The organism is Acinetobacter sp. CIP 101966, assembly GCF_000369725.1.
Lineage (GTDB): Bacteria > Pseudomonadota > Gammaproteobacteria > Pseudomonadales > Moraxellaceae > Acinetobacter > Acinetobacter lwoffii_Q.
Genome location: NZ_KB850160.1, coordinates 1,615,936 through 1,639,457 on the forward strand (window position 1 = coordinate 1,615,936; position 23,522 = coordinate 1,639,457).

Annotated in this window: 23 protein-coding genes and 1 riboswitch; of the genes, 13 read left to right on the forward strand and 10 right to left on the reverse strand. The window is 45.8% G+C overall.

The features are described from left to right. Together rlmB and F891_RS13915 are read right to left on the reverse strand one after the other, a co-directional pair. A complete protein-coding gene (gene rlmB / locus F891_RS13910) occupies positions 1-750 on the reverse strand; it encodes a 23S rRNA (guanosine(2251)-2'-O)-methyltransferase RlmB (RefSeq protein ID WP_004281091.1) in 750 nt (249 codons plus the stop codon). Between the two features lie 134 nt (positions 751-884). Next, positions 885-1,208: a pyrimidine/purine nucleoside phosphorylase gene (locus tag F891_RS13915; protein WP_004281089.1), complete on the reverse strand. Its 324-nt coding sequence runs from the start codon at positions 1,206-1,208 to the stop codon at positions 885-887. 442 nt (positions 1,209-1,650) lie between these two features. On the opposite strand from F891_RS13915, the gene recN reads away from it, so the two are divergent. The 3 genes from recN to ruvX all read left to right on the forward strand — a co-directional run bounded on the left by recN (position 1,651) and on the right by ruvX (position 4,417). Next, positions 1,651-3,312, forward strand: a complete 1,662-nt coding sequence (gene recN / locus F891_RS13920; RefSeq protein ID WP_004281087.1) for a DNA repair protein RecN — start codon at positions 1,651-1,653, stop codon at positions 3,310-3,312. A 114-nt stretch (positions 3,313-3,426) separates the two neighbouring features. After that, on the forward strand, positions 3,427-3,981 hold the full coding sequence (locus tag F891_RS13925) for a YqgE/AlgH family protein (RefSeq protein WP_004281085.1): 555 nt from the start codon (positions 3,427-3,429) through the stop codon (positions 3,979-3,981). After that, a complete protein-coding gene (ruvX, locus tag F891_RS13930; RefSeq protein ID WP_004281083.1) occupies positions 3,974-4,417 on the forward strand; it encodes a Holliday junction resolvase RuvX in 444 nt (147 codons plus the stop codon). The genes F891_RS13925 and ruvX overlap by 8 nt, the downstream gene beginning before the upstream one ends. Positions 4,418-4,481: 64 nt before the next feature. On the opposite strand, the gene F891_RS13935 is transcribed toward ruvX, so the two are convergent. Then, positions 4,482-5,102: an alpha-ketoglutarate-dependent dioxygenase AlkB family protein gene (locus F891_RS13935; RefSeq protein ID WP_004281082.1), complete on the reverse strand. Its 621-nt coding sequence runs from the start codon at positions 5,100-5,102 to the stop codon at positions 4,482-4,484. A gap of 151 nt (positions 5,103-5,253) precedes the next feature. Here F891_RS13935 and F891_RS13940 point away from each other — a divergent pair, with 151 nt between their 5' ends. Beyond that, the gene (locus F891_RS13940) at positions 5,254-7,056 is read left to right on the forward strand and encodes an ABC transporter ATP-binding protein (protein ID WP_004281080.1); all 1,803 of its coding nucleotides are present in this window, start codon (positions 5,254-5,256) and stop codon (positions 7,054-7,056) included. Between the two features lie 62 nt (positions 7,057-7,118). On the opposite strand, the gene phoU is transcribed toward F891_RS13940, so the two are convergent. Beyond that, complete coding sequence (gene phoU, locus F891_RS13945) at positions 7,119-7,838, reverse strand: phosphate signaling complex protein PhoU (RefSeq protein ID WP_004281079.1); 720 nt, start codon at positions 7,836-7,838, stop codon at positions 7,119-7,121. A 91-nt stretch (positions 7,839-7,929) separates the two neighbouring features. Further along, positions 7,930-9,291 carry a multidrug efflux outer membrane protein AbuO gene (locus F891_RS13950; protein WP_004281078.1) on the reverse strand — a complete coding sequence of 454 codons (1,362 nt, stop codon included), beginning with the start codon at positions 9,289-9,291 and terminating at the stop codon, positions 7,930-7,932. 292 nt (positions 9,292-9,583) lie between these two features. Between F891_RS13950 and F891_RS13955 the strand changes: the two genes are divergently transcribed. From F891_RS13955 to F891_RS13985, 7 genes are all read left to right on the forward strand, one after another. Beyond that, the gene (locus F891_RS13955) at positions 9,584-10,615 is read left to right on the forward strand and encodes a hypothetical protein (protein ID WP_004644924.1); all 1,032 of its coding nucleotides are present in this window, start codon (positions 9,584-9,586) and stop codon (positions 10,613-10,615) included. A 108-nt stretch (positions 10,616-10,723) separates the two neighbouring features. Continuing rightward, a riboswitch (TPP riboswitch) is annotated at positions 10,724-10,856 on the forward strand. An 87-nt stretch (positions 10,857-10,943) separates the two neighbouring features. Continuing rightward, positions 10,944-12,839, forward strand: coding sequence for a phosphomethylpyrimidine synthase ThiC (gene thiC, locus F891_RS13960; protein WP_004281076.1), 1,896 nt, complete (start codon positions 10,944-10,946; stop codon positions 12,837-12,839). A 76-nt stretch (positions 12,840-12,915) separates the two neighbouring features. Further along, positions 12,916-13,551: an NUDIX domain-containing protein gene (locus F891_RS13965; RefSeq protein WP_004281075.1), complete on the forward strand. Its 636-nt coding sequence runs from the start codon at positions 12,916-12,918 to the stop codon at positions 13,549-13,551. Beyond that, complete coding sequence (locus F891_RS13970; protein ID WP_005263931.1) at positions 13,548-14,360, forward strand: metallophosphoesterase; 813 nt, start codon at positions 13,548-13,550, stop codon at positions 14,358-14,360. The genes F891_RS13965 and F891_RS13970 overlap by 4 nt, the downstream gene beginning before the upstream one ends. Before the next feature lie 210 nt (positions 14,361-14,570). Then, complete coding sequence (gene dksA, locus F891_RS13975) at positions 14,571-15,098, forward strand: RNA polymerase-binding protein DksA (RefSeq protein WP_004281072.1); 528 nt, start codon at positions 14,571-14,573, stop codon at positions 15,096-15,098. A gap of 2 nt (positions 15,099-15,100) precedes the next feature. Further along, positions 15,101-16,021: a tRNA glutamyl-Q(34) synthetase GluQRS gene (gluQRS, locus tag F891_RS13980; RefSeq protein ID WP_004281071.1), complete on the forward strand. Its 921-nt coding sequence runs from the start codon at positions 15,101-15,103 to the stop codon at positions 16,019-16,021. A 57-nt stretch (positions 16,022-16,078) separates the two neighbouring features. Continuing rightward, positions 16,079-16,339, forward strand: coding sequence for a zinc ribbon domain-containing protein (locus tag F891_RS13985; protein ID WP_004281070.1), 261 nt, complete (start codon positions 16,079-16,081; stop codon positions 16,337-16,339). On the opposite strand, the gene ftsW is transcribed toward F891_RS13985, so the two are convergent. From ftsW to F891_RS14010, 5 genes are all read right to left on the reverse strand, one after another. Next, entirely contained in the window at positions 16,328-17,524 is a 1,197-nt protein-coding gene (gene ftsW, locus F891_RS13990; protein WP_004281069.1) for a putative lipid II flippase FtsW, read from the reverse strand. The two genes, F891_RS13985 and ftsW, sit on opposite strands and share 12 nt — an antisense overlap. Before the next feature lie 20 nt (positions 17,525-17,544). Continuing rightward, positions 17,545-18,891 carry a UDP-N-acetylmuramoyl-L-alanine--D-glutamate ligase gene (gene murD, locus F891_RS13995; protein ID WP_034439633.1) on the reverse strand — a complete coding sequence of 449 codons (1,347 nt, stop codon included), beginning with the start codon at positions 18,889-18,891 and terminating at the stop codon, positions 17,545-17,547. Positions 18,892-19,052: 161 nt separating this feature from the next. Continuing rightward, a complete protein-coding gene (locus F891_RS14000) occupies positions 19,053-19,304 on the reverse strand; it encodes a DUF6587 family protein (protein ID WP_005248417.1) in 252 nt (83 codons plus the stop codon). A 59-nt stretch (positions 19,305-19,363) separates the two neighbouring features. After that, the gene (gene feoB / locus F891_RS14005; RefSeq protein WP_005263936.1) at positions 19,364-21,220 is read right to left on the reverse strand and encodes a ferrous iron transporter B; all 1,857 of its coding nucleotides are present in this window, start codon (positions 21,218-21,220) and stop codon (positions 19,364-19,366) included. Next, a complete protein-coding gene (locus tag F891_RS14010) occupies positions 21,217-21,477 on the reverse strand; it encodes a FeoA family protein (RefSeq protein ID WP_005101473.1) in 261 nt (86 codons plus the stop codon). Before F891_RS14010 ends, feoB begins: the two co-directional genes overlap by 4 nt. 174 nt (positions 21,478-21,651) lie before the next feature. Between F891_RS14010 and xerD the strand changes: the two genes are divergently transcribed. Both xerD and F891_RS14020 read left to right on the forward strand, forming a co-directional pair. After that, on the forward strand, positions 21,652-22,569 hold the full coding sequence (gene xerD / locus F891_RS14015; RefSeq protein WP_005263943.1) for a site-specific tyrosine recombinase XerD: 918 nt from the start codon (positions 21,652-21,654) through the stop codon (positions 22,567-22,569). A 99-nt stretch (positions 22,570-22,668) separates the two neighbouring features. Continuing rightward, positions 22,669-23,478, forward strand: coding sequence for a DsbC family protein (locus F891_RS14020; protein WP_005263944.1), 810 nt, complete (start codon positions 22,669-22,671; stop codon positions 23,476-23,478). The last annotated feature ends 44 nt before the right edge of the window (positions 23,479-23,522 follow it).

Consider the following 23,522-nt stretch of genomic DNA (forward strand, 5'->3'; position numbering starts at 1 on the left):
TTAAAGGTTACGTTGACGGCAGGCTTCATACAGCGCCATGCCTGTAGCCACACTGACATTCAGACTTTGCAGATTACCTGCCATCGGAATATACACGGTCTGATCACATTGGCTTTGCGTAATTGGACGTAGGCCAGTATCTTCCGCACCCATCACGATACAGACGCCAGTACCGGTAAAATCAAAATTTTGAATCGGCAGCGCTTTTTCATCCAGCATAGTTCCGACAACACGAACATTAAAATCTTCTTTGATTTGACCCAAAGTACGCGCCAGATTGGTGACCTGAATGAATTTGACTTTGTCCGCACCACCTGCAGCCACTTTACGTGCAGTCGGGGTTAACGTTGCAGAACGATCACGTGGCGCAATCACTGCCTCAACGCCCATTGCAGCGGCTGTACGGATACAGGCACCGAGATTATGCGGATCGGTAATATGATCGAGGGCCAATAACAACGCTTGAGGATTCGCACTCAACAAGGATTCAAGATCTTTTTCATTCAGGGTTGGATGAGCACGAACTGCGGCTACGACCCCCTGATGAAACGGTTGCCCGGCCAGTTTCTCCAGTTTGTCACGGCTGGCTTGCTGCACACTGATCCCAAACGGTTCAGCCAGTTCCAGTACACGCTTTAAACGCTGATCATCGCGTCCTTTGAGAGTGAATAATGTCAAGACACGTTCAGGCTCAAGCTCTAACAATGACTCCACTGAATGTACGCCATAAAAATATTCAGGTTTTGCCATGAACGACCTCTAGATTAGTTATATACAAAAGAAAAATCCCGTAAAGCTGACTTCACAGGATTTCTATAGCTGATTAGTTTAACCGATTCGCACTGAAATTTCTTGCCCGGTTTACACTGATCTTGAATCTGGACTTAACCTTCAAAATGGCAGACATAGTCCAGCACATCATCGGTTTCGATTTTAAAACGGCTATTGCCCGGCACATAGAAAGACTGCCCCGCACGGAACAGCTCACTTTCTTCGCTATCGCCAATCTGAACACGGCATTCACCTGAAACAATTTCCATACGCTCAGGAACATGTGTTTCAAAGGTCAAGGCATTTTCTGATGGCAGAATGACACCCAAAGTTTTTTTGGTCCCGTCTTCAAATTGTACAATGTGGCTAATACACAACCCGCCGAAATATACATTAGATTTTTTAAGTACAGATACATGATCAAACTGAGCTGACATGCGATTTCTCCAGATAAAGCATTTTGTAATATTTTGATTGCTGTAGTTTAAATGTGCACCCTCAACTAATCAATCGAAGTTTGTCGGCGTCGATCAAATATTCTGTATCACCTGAACCCCTTCTATTTACAGCATGTTTTGGCCTGTATTTTGCTGATAGATAAACTTAAGTTTCGATCTGCACGCGCTCTTTTAAAAACAGGCTCAATTGAATCTTTAATTTAAAGATTGGGGATGTCAAAAATATGAAAATCAGCAGTGCATTAACGGACTTCTGAGTCAGCTTCTTGCGAAAATACAGTGAAATAAGCATATATAAATCGCTAAAATTTAAGATAGAATGAAATTGATTCGTCCTGATTTATAATAATCACAGCCATGTTGCGACCCCAATCCGACATCAGGCTATTTCAATCAAACTTTTCGCAGCCCGGATGCGTTTATGCTGACACATTTAACTCTGATCAATTTTGCTTTAGCTGAACATCTTGCTATTGATATTGATAAAGGTTTTAACGTTTTAACCGGTGAAACCGGTGCAGGTAAATCCCTCTTACTGGATGCATTGTCTGCCTGTTTGGGTGAGCGAACCGATACCAATTATGTACGTTATGGCTCAGAAAAAGCCGATGTCACTGCCAGTTTCAGCTATCAGGAACACAGTCCTGAAGCCGCATGGTTAAAAGAACATGAGCTGGATGACGAATCAGGTGAAATTCATTTACGCCGGGTGATTTTTGCTACCGGCCGCAGCAAGGCCTGGATCAATGGACGTCCGAGCAGCCTGTCTGAACTGAAAGAAATTGGGCGTTTACTGGTACAACTCTATAGCCAGCATAGTCAGCAGCAACTTCTGGAACCGCCTTATCCGAAGCACTGGCTGGATCGTTATTATCATTTTTATGCGCCGGCTCAAGCAGTACGTGATGCGTATAGCACTTGGCAAAAAAATATTCGCCAGCATCAGGCAGCTTTGGATGCACAAGCGACACGCAAGCAGCGTCTGGAAACCCTTGAGCTGCAACTCGAAGAACTGGAAGAAATTGTTCAGACGGATTATCCTGAAATTGAACAGGAATTTGATCGGCTCTCGCATCATGAAGCCATTATGCAGGACTGTGTCTATAGCCTGAATGTGCTGGATGAAGCTGAACAGAATATCACTCAGGAACTGGCATCAATTATGCGTCGGGTTGAGTCGCATGCCGGACGCAGTGAACAGCTTTCCGGGATTTATACTTCCCTACTGAATGCTCAAAGCGAACTTGAAGATGCAGCAGCGAATTTACGCCAGTTTATGGATCGGCAGAGTTTTGATCCTGAACGCATGGAAGTACTGAATTCAACTTTAGAAATCTTCCATCGTCTGGCACGTAAATATCGTACCCAGCCAGAATTACTGAAAGAAGAATATGAAGCCTGGCAAAGTGAACTGGAACAGTTACATCAACTGGAAGATCCGGAAACACTGGCTGAACAGGTAGCAGTGTCTTATCAGGAATTTCTGGATAAAGCCCAACATCTGGATCAGATTCGCCGTGAAGCCGCAGCACCTTTGGCCAAGCAGCTCACTGAGCAGGTCAAACAGCTGGCACTGCCTGAAGCACATTTTGAGTTTAAGTTTGAGCCTCTGGAACATCCATCTAGCGAAGGCCTGAGCTTTATCCAGCTACTTTTTACTGCCAATAAAGGCATTCCGGCACAGCCTTTGGCCCGGGTTGCATCAGGTGGTGAGCTTTCGCGTATTGCGTTGGTGATGCAAGTCATGAATGCGGAAAAAACCGAAGCGGAAGTGCTGGTCTTTGATGAAATTGATGTCGGGATCAGTGGTGGTACCGCAGAGATTGTCGGGCGTTTACTGGCCGATCTGGCCCAACATGTACAAATTCTGTGTATTACCCATCAGGCGCAGGTTGCAGCACAATCTGATCAGCACCTACTGGTGAAAAAACAGCAGACTGATCCTGCCAGCAGCACGATTATCAATCTTGAAGAAAATGAAATAATTCAGGAGCTTGCAAGAATGACAGGTGGTGTAGAGATTAGTGAAACCACCTTGCAACATGCCCGTCAGTTACGTCAGCTGAAATTTCAGCAGGCTTAAATATTTACAATCTGGACAAATAAAATTTGGTGAATCCAAGAAGCTCTAGTAACGTAGCTATTAGGATCATAGGATTTCTCTGCGAAGAAATTAATTTTAAGGAGAACTGCTCAGGTGACCAAACAGTTTCTGACACATCGTTGTCTGATTGCACCGCCGCATGCGAATGATGATTTTTTTGCCCAGACGGTCATTTATCTCGCACGGCATGATGAAGATGGTGCGCAAGGCATCATTATCAATCGACCTGCCGGCATTCAAATTAAAGAATTGCTGAATGATCTTGATATTGAAGCAGACAATGTCAATCCGCATGAAGTATTGCAAGGTGGTCCATTACGCCCTGAGGCCGGCTTTGTCCTGCATACCGGTCAGCCGACCTGGCATTCGTCTATTGCCGTAGGCGAGAATGTCTGTATTACCACATCGAAAGATATTCTGGATGCCATTGCGCATAATGAAGGCGTTGGTCGCTATCAGATTGCACTTGGCTATGCCAGCTGGGGCAAACACCAGCTGGAACAGGAAATTGCTCGTGGTGACTGGCTGATTTGTGATTCCGATATGGATCTGATTTTTAATTTACCTTATAACGACCGTTGGGACGCTGCCTATAAAAAAATGGGGGTAGACCGCAACTGGTTATCTTCCGAGATTGGACATGCCTGATGTAAACGCGCCACAAACCATTATGGCGTTTGATTTTGGTACACAAAAAATGGGAATGTCGGTCGGACAATCCCTGATTGCTAGTGCCAATCCCCTACCCTTATTTCCCATGAAAGATGGTATTCCCAACTGGGATGAACTACTCAAAATCGTGAAAAGCCATCAACCCAATTTATTTCTGGTCGGCTTACCATTGAATATGGATGATAGTGAATCGGAGCTGTCGACACGGGCGCGAAAATTTGCCCGCCGTTTACGTCATCAGACCAATATTGAAACCTGGATGGTGGATGAACGTTTGACCACCCGTGAAGCACGCGATGAACTGGATCATTACCAAGCTCAAGGTCGAGGCAAGAAACTCTCTGCGGACAGTATTGCGGCTGCCTTGTTGATTGAAAGCTGGTATCGCCATCCTGCCGGAATCACGCCTTAATCTGTTTTTAAATTTTTTTAAATCAGCATCCTTTAGGGTGCTTTTTTACACTCCAAAATGCTTCTTAAGGATAAAAATAACGAAAAGTCAGATTAATTCTCGGTGTTAAAACTTTGCTGGTTTTGCTGATACTGTGCTTCCAGTGCTGCTGCGTCGCGCCACGCATCACAATCAGTTGTCCACTGTGTAACAGCACATCGACTTTATCGCTGTGAATTTTATGCTTAAAGCTCATTTTACGGGTAGCTCCCAGACTTAGAGAAGCGATGACATTTTCCCGAGAGGTACCTGTATATAACGCCGGCTCATCATCACTATGCCAGCCCAAGCCTTGGGAACCATCTTCATACAAATTGGCCAGACAGGAATTAAAGGGATGACCGACCAGAATTTCAATATGCTGCTTTAAACGGAATAATCCGGGTGTCCATACCTGAGCTTGTTTGAGCGTACCAGAATAACGATACTGATAATGTTCATCGCCATACCAGACCACCTGGCGACCTGTGACATGGTGCTTGCCAAATAAATGCACTTCATCATGTTGCCAGGCCAGCTGACTGAGAAAATGCTGTAGATACTGCTGGCTTTGTTCCTGATCCAAAATCAGGCCATAATCCTCCACTACCCCATCAAAAGGTAATACATTGGCTTGCGGCTGGGGTGCAAATAAATCGAGAGTCATATCAATTCAATCCAGTATCCACATGAAAATACTGACATTCGACCTAAAGGATTACAACTGCTCTTCACAAATGACTACAACATTTATGCTTGTGGCTAGCCTAATTCCTGCCTAGACTGAATTCAACTTTCACAATAAAAATAATCCTTTTATGAACTTATGGCAGCTGTTTCAGAAACTTCGTCCCTTTGTTCAGCCTTACCGGTTGCTGGTGATTGCCACGCTGATTCTGACCCTGATTGGCTCATTCACCGCACAGGTCAATGCCATTACCTTGCAATATGCGGTCGACAGCATCAATTCGCTACTCGAAACCGGTCAAGGACTGGAACAAGGCTGGCATATTCTGATCACGATTTCGGCGATTTTGCTCGGCAAAGAAATTATCAATGCCTTTGTCCAGTTCGGGCAGAAGTTCTATGGAGAGAAACTGCGGATTTTTGTCTCTCAGGATCTGGCCCAAGGGATTATTGAAAAATTTTTAAAATATCGGCTGGAATTTTTTAATCAGGAAAATAACCAGGCCGGTAAATTACAGACCCGGATTGACCGTGGCATTGGCTCACTGACCCGTCTGGTGCAAATTTTCTTTATTGATATTTTACCGTTATTTACCAGTGCCATTGTGGCTTTGGGGCTAATGTACTATGCCAATGTGTATGTCGGTCTGGTCGCGACTGCTATTGTTCCTATCTATTTCTGGCTGACCTATAAGCAGGCACAAAAACTCGGGGGCTGGCGCCGCAGTCTTCGCGATGGTCGGGAGAGAAAAAGTCAGGGCATTCTCAGTATCATCAACTCGATTACCGTGATTAAGTCTTTTAACCGCGAATCGATTGAATCGGAAAAGCAGCTCGGTTTACAGCGTGAACTGACCGACAATCAGATGAAAACCCGCCAGACCAGTTTCCTGTTTGATGGCCTGAAAACTTTTCTGGAACAGATCGGGATTGTACTGATCATTATTTTAACCTCCTACTTTGTGCTGGATGGCCAGATGAGTATCGGTATGATCATGTTTCATGTGCTGCTATTTAATAATGTCTCTGCCCCAATTCGATCCCTGCACCGGATTTATGATGAAGTGAATGATGCCATGATCTATTCAGAAAGCTTTTTCAAAATTCTGGAGGCCGATGATGAAATTGAACAAAGCGGTCAGCAGAAACCGATTGTCCAAGGCAAATTTGAACTGAGTGGCGTGAATTTTTATTATCCAAACGGCCACCATGCCCTGAAAGATATTGATATGGAAATTCGCCCCAATAAAATTACCGCCTTGGTGGGCTTATCGGGTGCCGGAAAATCTACCCTCATCAGTTTGCTGGATAAATTTTATGAACCACAGCAAGGTCAGATCAAACTGGATGGCATTGACCTGAAAGATTATGACACCCAATATCTACGCGATCATATTGGTCTGGTCTTACAAAAAAATCATATTTTTCAGGGCACCATCTTTGACAATATCCGTTATGGTAAAACTACTGCCTCAATGGAGGATGTAATTGAGGCAGCAGAAAAAGCCTCGATTCATGAGCAGATTTTACAGTTACCGGATGGTTATGATAACGATGCCTTGATGCTGTCTGGCGGCCAGCAGCAACGGATTGCCTTGGCACGGATGTTCCTGAAAAATCCACCGATTATTTTTCTAGATGAACCGACGGCGAGTCTAGATGCAATTGCCACGGAACAGATTAAACACAGTCTGGACCAGATCAAGCAAGGCCGTACCGTGATCATCATTTCGCATAGCCTGTCGCAGATTATTGATGCGGATTATACTTACGTGATGAAAGAAGGAACGATTGCTGAGCATGGCGAGCACGACCAGCTTTATCATCAGCAAGGCGTGTATAAGGAAATCTTTGATGCGATGGCCAAAAGCCTGAATATTGAAAAAATTGCCAAAACTTTTGAAGATGATGCCGAGGAAGAAACTCATAGTTAGCTTCTCTATCTCAATAAAGAAACCTCCGGTACGGAGGTTTTTTTATTTTAATTTTTTAAGATTTAACGCTGAACTTTCTGTTCAATTTCTTCAACACTGGTATGACGCACATCAAAACCTTTGACCATATAGATCACCTGTTCCGAAATATTCCGGGCATGATCGCCAATTCTTTCGAGTGAACGCAGCACCCACAATACATTGATGACACGACTGATATGCCGTGGGTCTTCAATCATATAAGTCATAAGCGTACGTGTGGCTGACTGATATTCACGGTCAATATCCGCATCCGCCAACATGACCTTCAAAGCTTGATCTACATCCAGACGCGCAAAAGCATCCAGTGCATCATGAATCATCACCCGCACCTGGTTGCCAATATGCCGGGTTTCCATATAACCGCGTGGTGAGCTACCCTCTTCACACAAGCTTTGTGCAATTCGGCCTATTTTCGAGGCTTCATCGCCAATCCGTTCCAGATCGGTATTGGCCTTGGACATGGCAAGCACCATACGTAAATCAATCGCGGCAGGATGACGGCGCGCCAGAATCAGGGTCAGCGCTTCATCAATATCTCGTTCCATCTGATTGACGACATTATCTTGAAACTGCACATCTACTGCCATTGAGACATCTGTGTCCAATAGGGCATGAATGGCATTAGCTACCTGCTGTTCTACCAGTCCGCCCATCGTCATGAATTTGGTATTTACGTCCTGCAGTTCTTCATTAAATTGCGAAGAAATGTGATGACTTAATACAGGATTATTTGGACACAAGGAAAGCTACTCCTGAACGATAGAGGACAATGATCAATAATAAATCATATTAAAGCATATCCATGATGAAAGTTTGATGACAATAGTAGCCTCATAGAGGCTGAGGCGAATCATATTCAATCAGCCAGGCATTCAGCTCTGCCAGTTCCTTTTCGGTTAACTGCCCGACCGAGGCCTGCAATTGCAGCACATGCAACAGATAATCATATTTGGCATTCAAATAATCGGTCTTGGCAGAAAAGGCATTACGCTGTGCCAGCAACACATCGACCATGGTTTTTAAGCCTTCCTGATATTGGGCTCTGGACGCTTGTGAGACAATTTCCGAAGAGTCCATCGCGGCTTTACGTGCATTCAGTTTGGCCTGATCGGTTTCTACCTGCATAAAGGACTGTTTCACATCGGTATTGGCTTTACGGATAGCCGCATCCAGTTGCGCTTCACTTTTTTGCACATTAACGCCGGCCTGACGGATACTTTTTTGCGTGCGTCCACCGCTAAATACATTCCAGTTCACCTCCACCCCAATCTGGTCGAAATCTCCATTGCTGGACATGATCGTAGCCGGACTTTGCTTTAAATAGCCATAGGTTCCGACCACTTCGACCTGCGGATAGAGCGCAGCCTGTTCGACCCGTTTGGCATCTTCAGAATAGCGCTTTTGCAGACGCGCTTGCAGAATATTCAGATTTTGGCTTTGTGCTAATTCGGTCCAGGACTGCATATCACTTGGAACCGGTTTCTGGAACTGGAAATCGTTGCGTAATACCGCCAGATTTTCCTGATAAGGGCCGATTAACTGTGCCAGCTGTTCTTGGGCCAGTACCAGCTGAACTTGAGTCGAAATCCGGTTGGCTTGGGCACTTTGATACTGGGCATTGGCTTCACTGACCTCACTACGCGCCACCAAACCTTCTTTCAGCTTAGCATTCATCATGCGTAACTGTTCAGACAGCGCCTGCTCTTCCTGTAAATAAGCCGTAGTCAAAGACTGCTGCCGCAAGACATTAAAATAGGCTTCGGCCACCTGTAAAATATGCTGCTGTTTTTGCAGACGCAGATTGACTTCACTGAGTTCGACCGAGGTCTTGACCTGCTTATAACCTTGCCAGGCATCCCAGCGAAATAAAGGTTGGCGTGCGGTTAAGGCCACCTGACGGCTGGTTGTACTGGAACTTTGCAACTCACCAAATTCAGCAGGCAAACCTTCAGACTCTGAGTTGTTGACGGACTGGTTTTTACGGGTCACATTTCCAGATAAAGTCACGGTCGGCAGCAAATTTCCGCTGGCAATCCCCAGATTGAGCTGATCAGATTGGTACTGCAACACATTCGCCTGCCAATTTGGATCATTTTGCTGGGCGCGTGCATACGCTTCTTGTAAATCCAGGGCAAAAATCGCCGGACTAATTAATAGCAATAAACAGGCCATGACACTGCGTTTTAATTTCATTTTATAGTGTTAACCCCTAACAGCCATTCAGATCAAAAAATTCTGGCGCTTTAAGCTAAGCCATACTAAAGAGATCTCTTGAATTTTTACGTATGATTTTTATTAATTTTTTAATATAAAGATCAATTTTTATCCATCATTAATTCAATTTTCTGGCTCCCATACCGGCAATGTAACAAAGCAATTCACAATACTAAACATAGTATTTTAGTTTGATCTATACAATATCTCCCAGTAAGGCCGTTATTTTCTGAATTCACCTATATATACAGAGTCCTGAAGCATAGTGTTAATGCCATTCCCGTCGATATTCAAAGCCTGTGTGCTTGCTGGTAGCGTGCTGCTTCTTGGGGGCTGCCAACAGCCCTCAGATCCACAGATCCAGGTCGAACAGACTGAGGCGAAGCAAACGCAAAGTCCAGTCAGTGACTTTAGCCTCATGTGCCAGAATATTGAAAAAAATATGTCCCAGATTAATGACCAGCGCACGACGTTTGCGCTGGAGCAGATTAATCAGGATCTTAAAGTGTGCCTGCCGTTGATGGACTTGGCGGAGCAGAAGCAACTGATGCAGCGCTCTACCGAAATGTATCAGCGCTTTTTAAAGGTGGATCGCACCGAATTTCAGCAACGCGCCTTTGAGCAGTATGCACTGGAAATGGCGCAGCATCCCACCATTCAGCATGCGCATTTTCAACAGCTCACCTCACGTGACCAGTATCTGTTAAAACACAAGGGGCAGGCTTATGTAGAACTGCTGGATCTGGGGGATGGCACTTTACATTATCGCCGCAGTCCGGAATATCTGGCGCGTATTTTTGCCCCTTATTTACCGGCCGCTGAAAAAGCCTTTATTGAAAATCTGGCGGAACAGAATATGGAACCGGTGCTGGTGGAAAAACGCCTGCAGATTGAAGCCACTGATATTGCAGCCCGCAGTCTGCTTTGGGAAGACTATCTCAAGACTTATCCGAATAGCAGTTATAAACGCGATGCTGAATATCTGCTGAAGCAATATACCTATTTCCTGTTTAGAGGTACCGAGCAATCCCCGGTGTCGGAAGATTATCGCGATCGTTATGCTGTGGATACCAGTCATCTGGAAACTATTATTGGACTATCAAACGGCCAGAAATCAACGCTGTCCACACAGGCACGCCTGTTTCTGGAATTTCTGGACATGACTCCGGAACAGCGCCAACAAGTCTTGCCTGCCGATTATAGAAACCGCTCGGAAGCAGAACAGATTCTGTACTATGCCCAGATCAGCCCGCCCTCACAAAAATATGATAAAGACTGCTTTACCGATGCCATCTGTATCTAGTTGGGATCAGTTTCACCTTCAATCAATATCGCCATGTCTAAATCAATCCTCGTTTAAAGTTGAGCGATTTAGACCTGTTTATTCTGCCTAAACTGAGCTAAGCTTTAGCCTCGCTTGACGGAGCGCGAGTAATGCCTCGCTGAGATCATGTGATTCCTTTTATCGTTATCAGGAATTGAGCATGAGTACCGTTGAACCTGATCAGGTTAATACCTGCGTAGGAATCAAGCCAGCTAAAAACCCAGCCCTTGCTTTATCTGTTCAGGATAAATCTGCCTACGTTTTTGGTCGTGCTTGATTCGTTGATGTCATCATAAGGATCATAGCCATGAACCAGTTAACGAATCTTTCTTCTGAAACCACTCTCTCCGCTCATGAACAGGAAGCACGCGATTTAACGCGAATTCTGCCTGCCTCACGTAAAGTCTATCTGCAAGGCTCCCGTCCTGATATTCAGGTACCGATGCGGGAGATTTCCTTAAGTGAAACCCCGACCAGTCTGGGCGGTGAACATAATCCGCCATTAATGGTCTATGACACGTCTGGTGTTTATACTGACCCCGATGTGACGATTGACCTGAACAAAGGTCTGCCGAATATTCGTGAAAGCTGGATTGAGCAGCGCAACGATAGTGAAATTCTGGATCAGCTCAGTTCTGAATTTGGCCGCCAGCGTTTACGCGATATCCGTACCGCTGCGATCCGTTTCGCGCATATTCAAAAACCACGCAAAGCCAAATGCGGCCGCAACATCACCCAGATGCATTATGCCAAGCAAGGCATTATCACACCGGAAATGGAATACATTGCCATTCGTGAAAACCTACGTCAACTCGATGGTGTCGATATGCGCCAGCATCCGGGCCAGAATTTTGGTGCAAAAAACCTGACTGAAATTACGCCAGAATTTGTGCGTCAGGAAGTCGCCGCCGGCCGCGCGATTATTCCGGCCAATATCAATCATCCGGAACTGGAACCGATGATCATCGGGCGTAATTTTTTGGTCAAAATCAATGCCAATATTGGTAATTCTGCACTCGGTTCAAGTATCGAAGAAGAAGTCTCGAAAATGACCTGGGCGACGCGCTGGGGTGCAGACACAATCATGGACCTCTCGACCGGCCAGAATATTCATGAAACCCGTGAATGGATTATCCGCAACTCTCCTGTACCAATTGGAACCGTACCGATCTATCAGGCACTGGAAAAAGTCAATGGTGTGGCCGAAGACCTGACCTGGGAGATCTTTAAAGACACCCTGATTGAACAGGCTGAACAAGGTGTGGACTATTTCACCATTCATGCCGGCGTGCTTTTAAGATATGTACCGCTGACTGCCAACCGTTTGACCGGTATCGTATCGCGTGGCGGTTCGATCATGGCGCAGTGGTGTCTGGCACATCATCAGGAAAACTTCTTGTATACCCATTTCGATGAAATCTGCGAGATCATGAAAGCTTATGACGTATCGTTTAGTCTCGGCGATGGCCTACGTCCGGGCTGTGTGCAGGATGCCAATGACGAAGCGCAATTTGCCGAACTTCGAACTTTGGGCGAACTGACCCACCGTGCCTGGGAGCATGATGTTCAGGTGATGATTGAAGGCCCGGGCCATGTCCCGATGCATATGATCAAGGAAAATATGGATCTGCAACTGGAAGTCTGTAAAGAAGCACCCTTTTATACCTTGGGGCCACTCACCACCGATATCGCACCGGGTTATGACCATATTACTTCGGCAATAGGAGCCGCGATGATTGGCTGGTACGGCACCGCAATGCTGTGTTATGTGACGCCTAAAGAGCATCTCGGTTTACCCAATAAAAAGGATGTCAAAGACGGCATTATTACCTACAAGATTGCCGCACATGCAGCCGATCTGGCCAAAGGTCATCCGGGTGCGCAAGCCCGGGATAATGCCCTGTCCAAGGCGCGTTTTGAGTTCCGCTGGGAAGACCAGTTTAACTTGAGTCTGGATCCGGACACGGCGCGCAGCATGCATGATGAAACCATGCCGAAAGCCGCGCATAAATCCGCGCACTTTTGTTCCATGTGCGGACCAAAGTTCTGTTCAATGAAGATTAGCCAGAATGTTCGTGATTATGCCAGTCAACAGGCCAATCCTGATCAGCCGGCAAGCTCTCAGGCCGAAATTGAAGCCGGCATGAATCAGATGAAAGCCAGCTTCCACAACTCTGGTCAAAATTTATACCACAAACTATAAAACTGTAAAAAAAACAGTTGTCTTCAAAAAAAACTCAGATAGGATGAAAATAAATCAATTCATTCTATCTGAGCATATGAATATTATTAAACAGGCCTCTTATAATAAAAAAGACTTTAGCGTAGAGGCACGTGAGTTCTTGTACCAGGGATTTATTCAGGTAGAAAAAGTCAGCCTGAAACACCGTTTATTTAATCAGGAAAGCTCAACCCCTATTTTGCAACGTGAGCTGATTCATCGGCCAGAAGCAGCGGGTGTGCTGATGTACAATCATCAACAGCAGAAATTCGGCCTGATCGAACAGTTCCGGATTGGCGGACTGGATGATATCGACTCTCCTTGGCAACTCGAAGTAATTGCTGGCGTTCTGGATGGCGATGAAGCGCCTGAAACATGCATCCGTCGCGAAGCACTCGAAGAATCAGGCTGTACCCTGGATGAGCTGCAGCACATTTTCAGCTTCTATCCGTCCGCCGGGGCATGTTCCGAATTATTTCATTTATATGTGGCGCAGACCGAATTGCCTGAACAGGGCGGTATTTTTGGCATGCCGGATGAAGGTGAAAATATCCAGCTGCATATTCTGGATTATGCTGATATTCCGTCCTTGCTCACGAATGGTCGCTTAAGAAATGCACCTGTCATTATGGCCTTGCAATGGTTGCAACAACATATTCATACTGCAGGAATATGTCTAAGGGGAAAGACATGAGTTTTCAGCAGTCAAGCATAAACACACAGCCAGATTGGACCATTATCCAGATTTCTGATACCCATTTGATGGATCGGGAAGAGCTGGAATTTGCCCGGATGAATCCCGAGCAGAGTTTTCACGAGGTGATGCAGCAGATCCAACAGCGCTTTCCCCAAATGGATGCACTGATTCATACCGGTGATCTGGCACAGGTGCCGGTCGAGCAGACTTATCAACGCTATTTAGCATTTGTCCAGTCTTTAAACGTGCCGTATTATCAGATTCCAGGTAACCATGACGATTCTCGGGTGTTCCCTTTTCACCAGCATGCGAATCAGGTACATGCCATTCATTTTGGCACCTGGACCATGATCCTGTTAAATAGTGCCGTTCAAGGCAAGATCGATGGCTGGGTGGAACAAGCTCAACTCGATCAATTGGACCAATTATTGCTTGAATTTAAGCATCAGCATGTCATTGTCGCTTGCCATCATCATCCTTTTGCGATGAAATCGTACTGGATTGATCAGCACCGGCTGAAAAATGCTGAAGATTTAAAAGATGTACTGGCTCGGCATCATAATATCAAGCTGGTTCTGTTTGGTCATGTGCATCAGGATTCCTGCAACGAATGGCATGGCATCTACTTTTTATCCACGCCATCGACCAGTGTGCAGTTTAAACCTAAAAGTGAACATTTCGCGCTAGATCAGGCGGCACCAGGTTATCGTGTATTACATTTGCAACAAAATGGTGAGTTTGATACCTATATTGAACGGGTGGCATTGAGCCAGCAAAATATTAATACCGAAATTTCAGGTTATTAACTTTTCAATTTGTTTTTTTTGCATTACTTTATTGCAACCAAAGGAAATGTGATATGCATAGTCCAGACATCAAAGACTATCAATAAGCATAAAAAGTCTATATGATGACGGCCCCCATAGGAGGATAATCTTTCTACAGGGTGGATAAAAAACTGCATATCACCATATTTTTTGCGTAGCAATCATACGCATAGATGAGGAATGCCCTAAATGGCGAATGACAACCAAAATCAAGTCTTAGACAATCAAACTGATGTTGTAGAAGAGAAAGCTGCAAAGCGCGTACGCAAATCTAAGCCTAAAACGACTGACGGTGGTTCTACTGCTAGCTTATTTGGTATTGAACCTTATCAACCTAAAAAAAATGAAGAATACATGTCTGAAGGTCAGCTTCAGCATTTCCGCCAAATCTTGCTGGCTTGGAAAGCTGAGTTGATGTCAGAAGTGGATCGTACCCTCAATACGATGCAAGACGAAAATACTGCTCTTCCAGATGTGAATGACCGTGCGACTCAGGAAGAAGAGTTTGCGATTGAGTTACGTACCCGTGACCGTGAACGTAAACTGATTCGTAAAATCGAACAGTCGATCGAAGCAATCCAGAATGATGACTATGGTTTCTGTGAAACTTGTGGTATCGAGATTGGCTTGCGTCGTTTAGAAGCACGTCCAACGGCTACTTTATGTATTGACTGCAAAACCCTTGCAGAGATCAAAGAGAAGCAAAATAACGGTTAAGTATGTCTGTAAATAATCCTCCCCTAACCCCTCCTTTAAAAAAGGAGGGGGACAACAGGATGGCTTATGTGGGCCGGTTCGCGCCATCGCCAACCGGCCCTTTGCATTTTGGCTCCCTCATTACCGCAGTTGCCAGTTACTGCGATGCCAAAGCCAATCAAGGCACATGGCTGGTCCGGATTGAAGACACCGATATTCCCCGCATTTATCCCGGCAGCGAAGAGCATATCCTGCGTGCCATGGATGCCTTTCAGCTTGAACCTGATGCCGAAATCATTTTCCAGAAAGACCGTTTAGATATTTACGAAGACGTCATCCAGCAATTACGTCAGCAAGACCTAGTCTATGCCTGTCAATGTACCCGTAAAATGCTCGGTTCCAACCATATCTATCAGGATACCTGCCGCAACTTGGGTCTGGCTTTTGAGCATCAGGCCATCCGTTTAAAAGTTGAAGATGTTGAAATCTGTTTTGAAGACCGGCTGCAAGGTCAGCACTGTTCAGAACTGAAAAAAGATCTGGGCGATTTTGTCTTAAAACGTCGTGACGGCATTATGAATTACCAGCTGGCTGTAGTAGTCGATGACTATCTGCAAGGTATGACTCATGCGGTACGTGGAGCTGATCTTTTAGATAATACCGAACGGCAAATCTATCTGGGACAGTTACTCGGTTATCCGCGTCTGAGCTATATGCATCTACCGCTGGCAATGAATGATCAGGGGCAAAAACTGTCAAAACAGAATCTGGCCCAAGCACTGGATTTAACTCAGGCACCGCAATTATTAAAACAGGCACTTCAGGCTTTGCATCAGGCTGAAGTTGATTTGGACACTCCCGATCGGATGCTGCAACAGGCGGTAGTACAATGGGACATTGAGCGGATTCCACATACAACTGAGCTACAAGGTCACTATTTATAAAAACAGCTTTTCACTTAAGCTAGACTTCTAGAATGAAAAATTGATAGGAAGAAGAGTATGTTTTTTATTTTTGGCGTCGGCCCTAAAACCAAAACCATTGAGAAAAGCCAGTTTCTGTGTCCGGTCTGCCGTACTCGTTCGGGCTATGAGCTAAAACAGCAGCGTAATTATTTTTCTTTATTTTTTATACCCTTGATTCCACTTTCCAAGCCTAAATCTGCTTTTGTGACCTGTTCCAATTGTGGAACCGCAATGCCGAGCACGGTACTGGACCATGCTCAGCCAGAGCCAGGACGAAACTCCAATCTAGAAGCTTGATTCTTCGCGGCTTGGATTGACCTGACGCGTGGTCGAATCAATTTTCAGAATCAGACTGATCATGACCGCACAGATAATCAGGGATGAACCGCCATAACTAATAAATGGCAAGGTCAAACCCTTGGTCGGCAACATGCCCATATTCATACCGGCATTCACCAGAATCTGTAACAGGAAAATGATACTGATGCCATAAGCCAGATAGCCGGCACGCAAATATTGATGCTGCAAGGCGCGGTGTCCAATGCGGATACAGCAAACCAGCATGGTGAAGGACAAGATCAGGATGGTTGAAATGCCTAAAAAGCCAAATTCTTCACCCAAAATTGCCAGCATGAAATCGGTATGCGCCTCAGGCAAATAAGACATTTTCTGGATACTATGCCCCAAGCCTACCCCTGCCCACTCCCCACGGCCAAAGGCCATAAGGGCATTAGAGAGCTGATAACCGGTGCCTAAGGGATCTTCCCAAGGATTCGAAAAAGACAGCAGACGTTGCAGACGATACGGTTCCAACAGAATCGCGGCAGCAAATGCGCCGACCAAGGTCATAAAAGCCACACCGAACTGAATCCACGGCGCACCCGCCAGAAAGAACACGCCAAGCATGGTTAAGGTAATTACCACGGTTGCACCCAAGTCAGGCTCGAGAATAATCAAACCGACGGTAGCACCCATGATGGCACTTAAACGGACCAGACCCTTGATATTATTCCGTACTTCTTCCGCACGGCGCACCACGTAGTCTGCAGTAAAAATTGCCATCATCACTTTGGCGACTTCCGAAGCCTGTAAGGTAAAGCCTGCGATCCGAATCCAGCGTTTGGAACCATTGACTTCCGTCCCGACAAATAGCACGGCCACCAAAAGTACGATGGTAATAATCCACAAAAAGAAAGTGTTATTAAACCAGACTTTTAAGGGGATTTTATAAGCCAGAAAAGCTGCTACGGCAGCGACAAAAATCGAAATCCCATGTCGGCTAATATAGTGAAACGGATTTTCATGCATACGTTCTGCATAGGGCATCGAGGCCGATGCCACCATGATCGAACCAATGCAGAGCAAAGCCAACACACAGAAAATCAATACATTCCGTGGATTCACTTCAGCAGGTATTCTAGGTATCCACTGCGTATAAAATTGATTTAATTTATTGATCGTAGTCTGAGCAAACCCAGCCATATCACGAATCCTTGTTATTCTTAATTGAGTTCATTCACATACGCAACAAACTTGCGACCACGCTCAGGATAACCCGAGAACATATCAAAACTTGCGCATGCAGGAGACAATAGCACGACATCATGTGCCTGAGTGTGCTTTTGGCAGATTTCTACTGCCTGCTGCAAGCTGTCCGCATGAATCAGTTCAATCGTACCCGCAATCGCTGCTTCAATGACGGGACGATCTTCACCGATTAATACCGCTACTTTGGCATATTTGCTTAATGATTCACGCAAGGCTTTAAAGTCCTGCCCTTTGCCCTGACCACCGAGAATAATCGCGACTTTACCGCCTTGGGCTTCAATGGCCATGCCGAGACCGTCCAGTGCTGCCAAGGTTGCGCCGATATTGGTACCTTTGGAGTCATTATAATAACGTACGCCTTGCACTTCTTTAACGAATTCACAGCGATGTTCCAGACCTTTAAAGGTCTTTAAGGTATTCAACATGCTTTCCAGTGGCAGGCCAATCGCTTCACCCAGCGCCAGACAGGCCAAGGCATTGGCAACATTATGCGTGCCCTGCATATACATCTCGGTACTTTTCAGCAGACGCTCACGACCACGCGCCAGCCAGATGCTGCCATCCGTATCCTTGAGAATACCGTACTGGTTCATATCCGGTGCATTTAGACCAAAGCTTTGTATCGGTGTTACGTCTGGCACCAGAGGACGGGTCAAAGAGTCATCACGGTTATAGACGACTTTTTTTACACCCTGGAAAATCCGGTGTTTCGCCGTGTGATAACCCATCATATCGCCATGACGATCCAGATGATCTTCACTCATGTTCAACACCACCGCGACTTCAGCCGCCAGATTTGAGGTGGTTTCCAGCTGAAAACTGGACAGCTCGAGTATATACAGCTCAGGATCGTCTTTAGTCAGGTCTAGCGCAGGACGACCTAAGTTACCACCGATAGCGACTTTTTTACCAGCATCCGCTGCCATCAAGCCAATCAAGGTCGTCACGGTACTTTTGGCATTAGAACCGGTAATTGCTACGATTGGCTTGTCTGTAGCACGGCGTAAAATCTGGATTTCACTGACTACTGGAATGCCCTTGTTGATGGCTGCCTGAATTTCAGGAAGTTTAGGATCAAGTCCTGGGCTGATCACGATTTCTTCCGCAGACAACAACAGCTCGGCATCAAACTGACCGAAACTGGTCTGAACTTCAGCGGGTATCTGGTCATGCCCTGGCGGGTTAGCTCTTGAATCTGTTACTGCAACGCGGTAGCCCTGACTATGCAAGAAATTGACTGCTGCAACACCTGATATTCCGAGTCCTGCAACGACTTTTAACCCACCACGTTGTATTAACATTTTCGCCCCATATTTTGGTCTATTTTGAAACTGACGAAATGGTAGCACTTTGCTGTTTTGAATGCCTTTTCTGATTGGCTTTTCTGCACATTTTTTTGTGTCCATGCGTAAAAAAACCGTCATGATCATGACGGTTTTTGAAATTTAGCCAGAAAAGGAAATTATTTCCATTTTACTGCTTGTTGAGCCGGCTTTACGTCTGAACCTTTTTCTGAAACCGGACAGGCACAGTTGCCACCGCAGCCTGCCGCCACACCCGGTTGCAGCCATTTGGCCAGACGCTGCCAACCCTTGGCTGCACAGGCATCAGACAGCTTCTGAAAGACTGAATTAGAGGTGTTGGGAAACACCTTTTTGAATACGACCAGCATGCTCCAAAGCACCAGCGCTGTCACAATTAGAATTTCAATCATCTCAATCTCCCATACCTATACAATGCAGCAAATTCAATTGGCCAAGGCCAAGCTGAGATTTAGCCCAAATAATATGAAGCAATTTGATAAGTCAGGAATGACATGAAATATGCCAGACCAAACAGGTAAACAGTCATGATACTGACAGTTTTCCAGGAACCGGTTTCACGTTTAACTGTTGCCAGAGTCGCCAGACAATGTGGTGCATAAATAAACCACACCAGCAAAGACAAACCTGTCGCCACTGACCAGCCCAGATCACCTCCACCACTGATCAGCGCAGCCAGACCTTCAGACATCGCATCTTCATCAACTGCCGACATCGCATAGACTGTACCCAGTGCTGCAACGACCACTTCACGCGCTGCCATCGCCGGAATCAGGGCAATACAGATCTGCCAGTTAAAACCAAGCGGTGCAAAGATCGGCTGCATCAGATGACCGAGCATCCCTGCCAATGAATAATCAATCGCCGGCAAGGTTGCCCCTTCTGGTGGCTGTGGGAAAGTACACAAGAACCACAGTACAATCGATAAGGCGAAGATGATGCCACCGACACGTTTCAAGAAGATTTTGCCGCGATCCAATAACCCGATCCAAACGTTCTTCAAGTCCGGAAAACGGTAGCTTGGCAGTTCCATCAGCAGCATGTGCTGTGATTTATCTTTGTGGAAGAATTTCAACACAAAAGACACCAGCAAAGCACTTACGATACCCGCCATATACAGACCGAAGAGCACCAGACCTTGCAGATTCAGGAAGCCCCAGACAGTTTGTGCCGGTATAAATGCCGCAATCAGCAAGGCATAAACCGGCAAACGCGCCGAACAGGTCATTAAAGGTGCAACAAAAATCGTGGTTAAACGATCTCGTGGATCACTAATGGTCCGCGATGCCATAATCCCCGGAATGGCACAGGCAAAGCTGGACAATAACGGAATAAAGGCACGTCCTGACAAACCGGCTTTAAACATCAGTTTATCGAGCAAGAATGCTGCACGCGGTAAATAACCCGATTCTTCTAGTACTAAAATAAAGAAGAACAGAATCAGAATCTGTGGCAGGAACACCACCACGCCACCGGCACCGGCAATAATCCCGTCCACCACCAGGCTATTCAGTAATGGGTGCGAAATATATTCGCCGAGGAACTCACCCAACCAGCCGAAGAAGGATTCAATCCCATCCATAAACGGCGCAGCCCAGGCAAATACCGCCTGGAAAATCACGAACATCATCACGGCCAGACTAATTAAGCCCAGTACCGGATGCAGAAAAATCTTGTCGAGGAAATCGGTACGTTTATCTTCCTGATCGACGAAATTGACCACGTCATTCAGAATGTTTTCCACGCGCTGGTGACTGTCACCTTTCAAGCCGCTGAGCTCAGTCTGTGGTACAGAATACTTGCCTTGATCCAACGCATTTTTCAGGTTTTCAATCCCTGAATTGCGCACAGCCACCGTTTCTACCACAGGTACGCCCAGTCGCTCAGACAGCTTCTGGGTATTGATCTGCATGCCACGACGGCGTGCTTCATCCATCATGTTCAGCACAACCAGCACCGGACGACCCAGTGCAATCATTTCCAGCACCAGACCCAGATGCAGTTTCAGATTGGTGGCATCTACCACACATAAAAATGCATCCTGCTCCTGCTCTTCCGCAATTTTACCCTGTACGACGTTGCGGGTGATTTCTTCATCCGGACTGGTTGCATCCAGACTATAGGTTCCCGGCAAATCCAGTACCCGTACCGCTTTGCCTGAGGCAAGCTGAAACGTACCGACTTTACGTTCAACCGTCACACCCGCATAGTTACCGACTTTTTGGCGCGTTCCGGTTAAATGGTTGAATAATGAAGTTTTACCGCAGTTAGGGTTACCGACAAGGGCAATACGTAATGTATCACTCATGCCGACACCGCCTGTTCGATTTCAATTTTGGCTGCTTCTGATTTACGCAAAGCAAAACGTGTGAATCCAACTTGAATCAAAATGGGATCTCCACCAAAAATACCTTTAGTAATGACTTGTACCTTTGTACCTGGTACAAAGCCTAAAGTTTCCAAACGACTCGCAACGACATCGTGTAGAGCACTTTCACCATCAGCTGTTCGACTCACTTTTCGAATGATGGCAATTTGTTTTGCTTTTAAATCAGACAAACGCACCGTGAAATTCCTAAACTATTTTGTACAGTATACAAACAAATGAGAATAATTAACAAATAAGATTAATTACATTTCGATTTAGCCTTATACCACATCGACACTGTCATAAAATTAAACTACAGTGGAGAATACCAATCCCGATTATCGCTTTTTCAGATCAGATCCTTTCACCCTATGCTGAATAAAAAACCCCGTATTCCTGCCCCTGTCCAAATTCCTGATGCGTTCAGTTATTTGCAGGGTTTTCGTGATTATCTGATTGCACAAACGGTCAGCCCGCATACTCGAAATGCCTATTTGTCCGATCTGGTGCAATGTGCAGAATGCCTGAGCAAGCCTCTGCCGGAATGGAGTCATGATGATATTTCTGATGTACTGATTGCGCTGACCAAACAGCAAAAAAGTCCACGTTCGATTGCCCGCTGCCTATCTGCCTTGCGCTCATTTTATAAATTTCTGCGTGAGCAGAAACTTCGTAGTGACAATCCGGTGGCTGCACATAAAACCCCGAAACTGGGCCGGGCCTTACCCAAAGATCTCTCCGAAGCTGATGTCGAAGCCTTAATTCATGCCCCTAATATCAACACGGCATTAGGACTGCGTGATCGAGCCATGTTCGAAGTGCTGTATGCCTGCGGACTCCGGGTGACCGAACTGATTAACTTACGTCTGGAACTGATCAACTTAAAACAGGGGTATTTACGTATCGTCGGTAAGGGCAATAAAGAACGCTTGGTTCCGATGGGACAAATGGCTTGTGAATGGGTAGAAAAATATCTGAACGAAGCCCGTCCGCAACTGTATAAGACTTCGACCGATTATCTGTTTCTGACCCAGCATGGCGGCATCATGAGCCGACAGAATTTCTGGTATGCGATTAAGCGTTATGCGCTGCAGGCCGGCATTCAGTCCGAACTGTCACCGCATACCTTACGTCATGCCTTTGCGACACATTTACTCAATCATGGCGCAGACTTACGCGTAGTGCAGATGTTGCTCGGGCATAGTGATCTGTCTACCACCCAGATTTATACCCATGTGGCACAGGTACGGATGCAACAGCTGCATGCCACCCATCATCCACGTGCTTAAAACATATCCGGATGGAATAAACTGAGAAGTTTGACGTGTGGGTATTTTTTTTTGTTATGCTAATACTCTGTTTTTAATCCAAGAAGAAAAGGGTTTTTTATGACATTTGCCCGCTCAAAAATTTTTATGGCTTGCACACTTGCTGCTGGTTTGGGCCTGACTGCATGTTCCAATTCCACTAACAACGATAAAAAGCAAGAGTTGACTGCGAGCGCACCGGCGACGGGCGAAGCCTCTACCCTAACCGAACGTAATGCAGAACAGCGTCTGGCGTCTACGTTGGAAAAGCATTTCAAAACTGCTGGCATCAGTGCCAAAATTACCGACATTAAAGCCACTGAAGTTCCAAACCTGTACTGGGTGAGTCTGGAAGGCATGTCTGCGGTCTATGTCACCAGTGACGGTAAATATCTGATTCAGGGCGATGTGATCCGTCTCGGTGACAAACAGCTGCACAATGTCAGCGAGAACCTGCAAGCAGGCATCAACAATAAACTCTTTGCTGAACTCAAGCCAGCCGACTTACTGGTCTATCCAGCTAAAGGCAAAGCCAAGCATGTGGTTTATGTGTTTACCGATGTCAGCTGTCCGTATTGCCATAAATTCCATGAGCAAATGGATGAGATGAATGCCAAAGGCATTGAAGTGCGTTATATCGCCTGGCCGCGTGGTGAACAGCATATGCCGGCCATGGAAGCAATCTGGTGCAGTGCCGACCGTCGCAGTGCCTTTGACCAAGCGATTGCGGGTGCACAGATTAGTGCAGAGAAGTGTGAAAATCCTGTTCAAGATCAATATCAAATGGGTCTGAATATGGGCGTGAATGGTACCCCTGCCATTTATAATTCAGCAGGTACTTATCTAGGTGGTTACCTGTCTACATCGGAATTATTGAATCGGCTTAAATAACTCATTTTAATACGTTATTTAACTTTATTTTATAGATAAAGATA

Bases quoted from the DNA above. Each gene is read 5' to 3' on its own strand.
- murD (WP_034439633.1), bottom strand. From the start codon at position 18,891: ATGTTAATACAACGTGGTGGGTTAAAAGTCGTTGCAGGACTCGGAATA.
- recN (WP_004281087.1), top strand. From the start codon at position 1,651: ATGCTGACACATTTAACTCTGATCAATTTTGCTTTAGCTGAACATCTT.
- F891_RS13950 (WP_004281078.1), bottom strand. From the start codon at position 9,291: ATGAAATTAAAACGCAGTGTCATGGCCTGTTTATTGCTATTAATTAGT.
- gluQRS (WP_004281071.1), top strand. From the start codon at position 15,101: ATGTCTGTAAATAATCCTCCCCTAACCCCTCCTTTAAAAAAGGAGGGG.
- F891_RS13970 (WP_005263931.1), top strand. From the start codon at position 13,548: ATGAGTTTTCAGCAGTCAAGCATAAACACACAGCCAGATTGGACCATT.
- F891_RS13955 (WP_004644924.1), top strand. From the start codon at position 9,584: ATGCCATTCCCGTCGATATTCAAAGCCTGTGTGCTTGCTGGTAGCGTG.
- F891_RS13985 (WP_004281070.1), top strand. From the start codon at position 16,079: ATGTTTTTTATTTTTGGCGTCGGCCCTAAAACCAAAACCATTGAGAAA.
- ftsW (WP_004281069.1), bottom strand. From the start codon at position 17,524: ATGGCTGGGTTTGCTCAGACTACGATCAATAAATTAAATCAATTTTAT.
- rlmB (WP_004281091.1), bottom strand. From the start codon at position 750: ATGGCAAAACCTGAATATTTTTATGGCGTACATTCAGTGGAGTCATTG.
- xerD (WP_005263943.1), top strand. From the start codon at position 21,652: ATGCTGAATAAAAAACCCCGTATTCCTGCCCCTGTCCAAATTCCTGAT.
- feoB (WP_005263936.1), bottom strand. From the start codon at position 21,220: ATGAGTGATACATTACGTATTGCCCTTGTCGGTAACCCTAACTGCGGT.
- F891_RS14020 (WP_005263944.1), top strand. From the start codon at position 22,669: ATGACATTTGCCCGCTCAAAAATTTTTATGGCTTGCACACTTGCTGCT.
- F891_RS13935 (WP_004281082.1), bottom strand. From the start codon at position 5,102: ATGACTCTCGATTTATTTGCACCCCAGCCGCAAGCCAATGTATTACCT.
- F891_RS14000 (WP_005248417.1), bottom strand. From the start codon at position 19,304: ATGATTGAAATTCTAATTGTGACAGCGCTGGTGCTTTGGAGCATGCTG.
- F891_RS13940 (WP_004281080.1), top strand. From the start codon at position 5,254: ATGAACTTATGGCAGCTGTTTCAGAAACTTCGTCCCTTTGTTCAGCCT.
- F891_RS13915 (WP_004281089.1), bottom strand. From the start codon at position 1,208: ATGTCAGCTCAGTTTGATCATGTATCTGTACTTAAAAAATCTAATGTA.
- ruvX (WP_004281083.1), top strand. From the start codon at position 3,974: ATGCCTGATGTAAACGCGCCACAAACCATTATGGCGTTTGATTTTGGT.
- dksA (WP_004281072.1), top strand. From the start codon at position 14,571: ATGGCGAATGACAACCAAAATCAAGTCTTAGACAATCAAACTGATGTT.
- thiC (WP_004281076.1), top strand. From the start codon at position 10,944: ATGAACCAGTTAACGAATCTTTCTTCTGAAACCACTCTCTCCGCTCAT.
- F891_RS13965 (WP_004281075.1), top strand. From the start codon at position 12,916: ATGAATATTATTAAACAGGCCTCTTATAATAAAAAAGACTTTAGCGTA.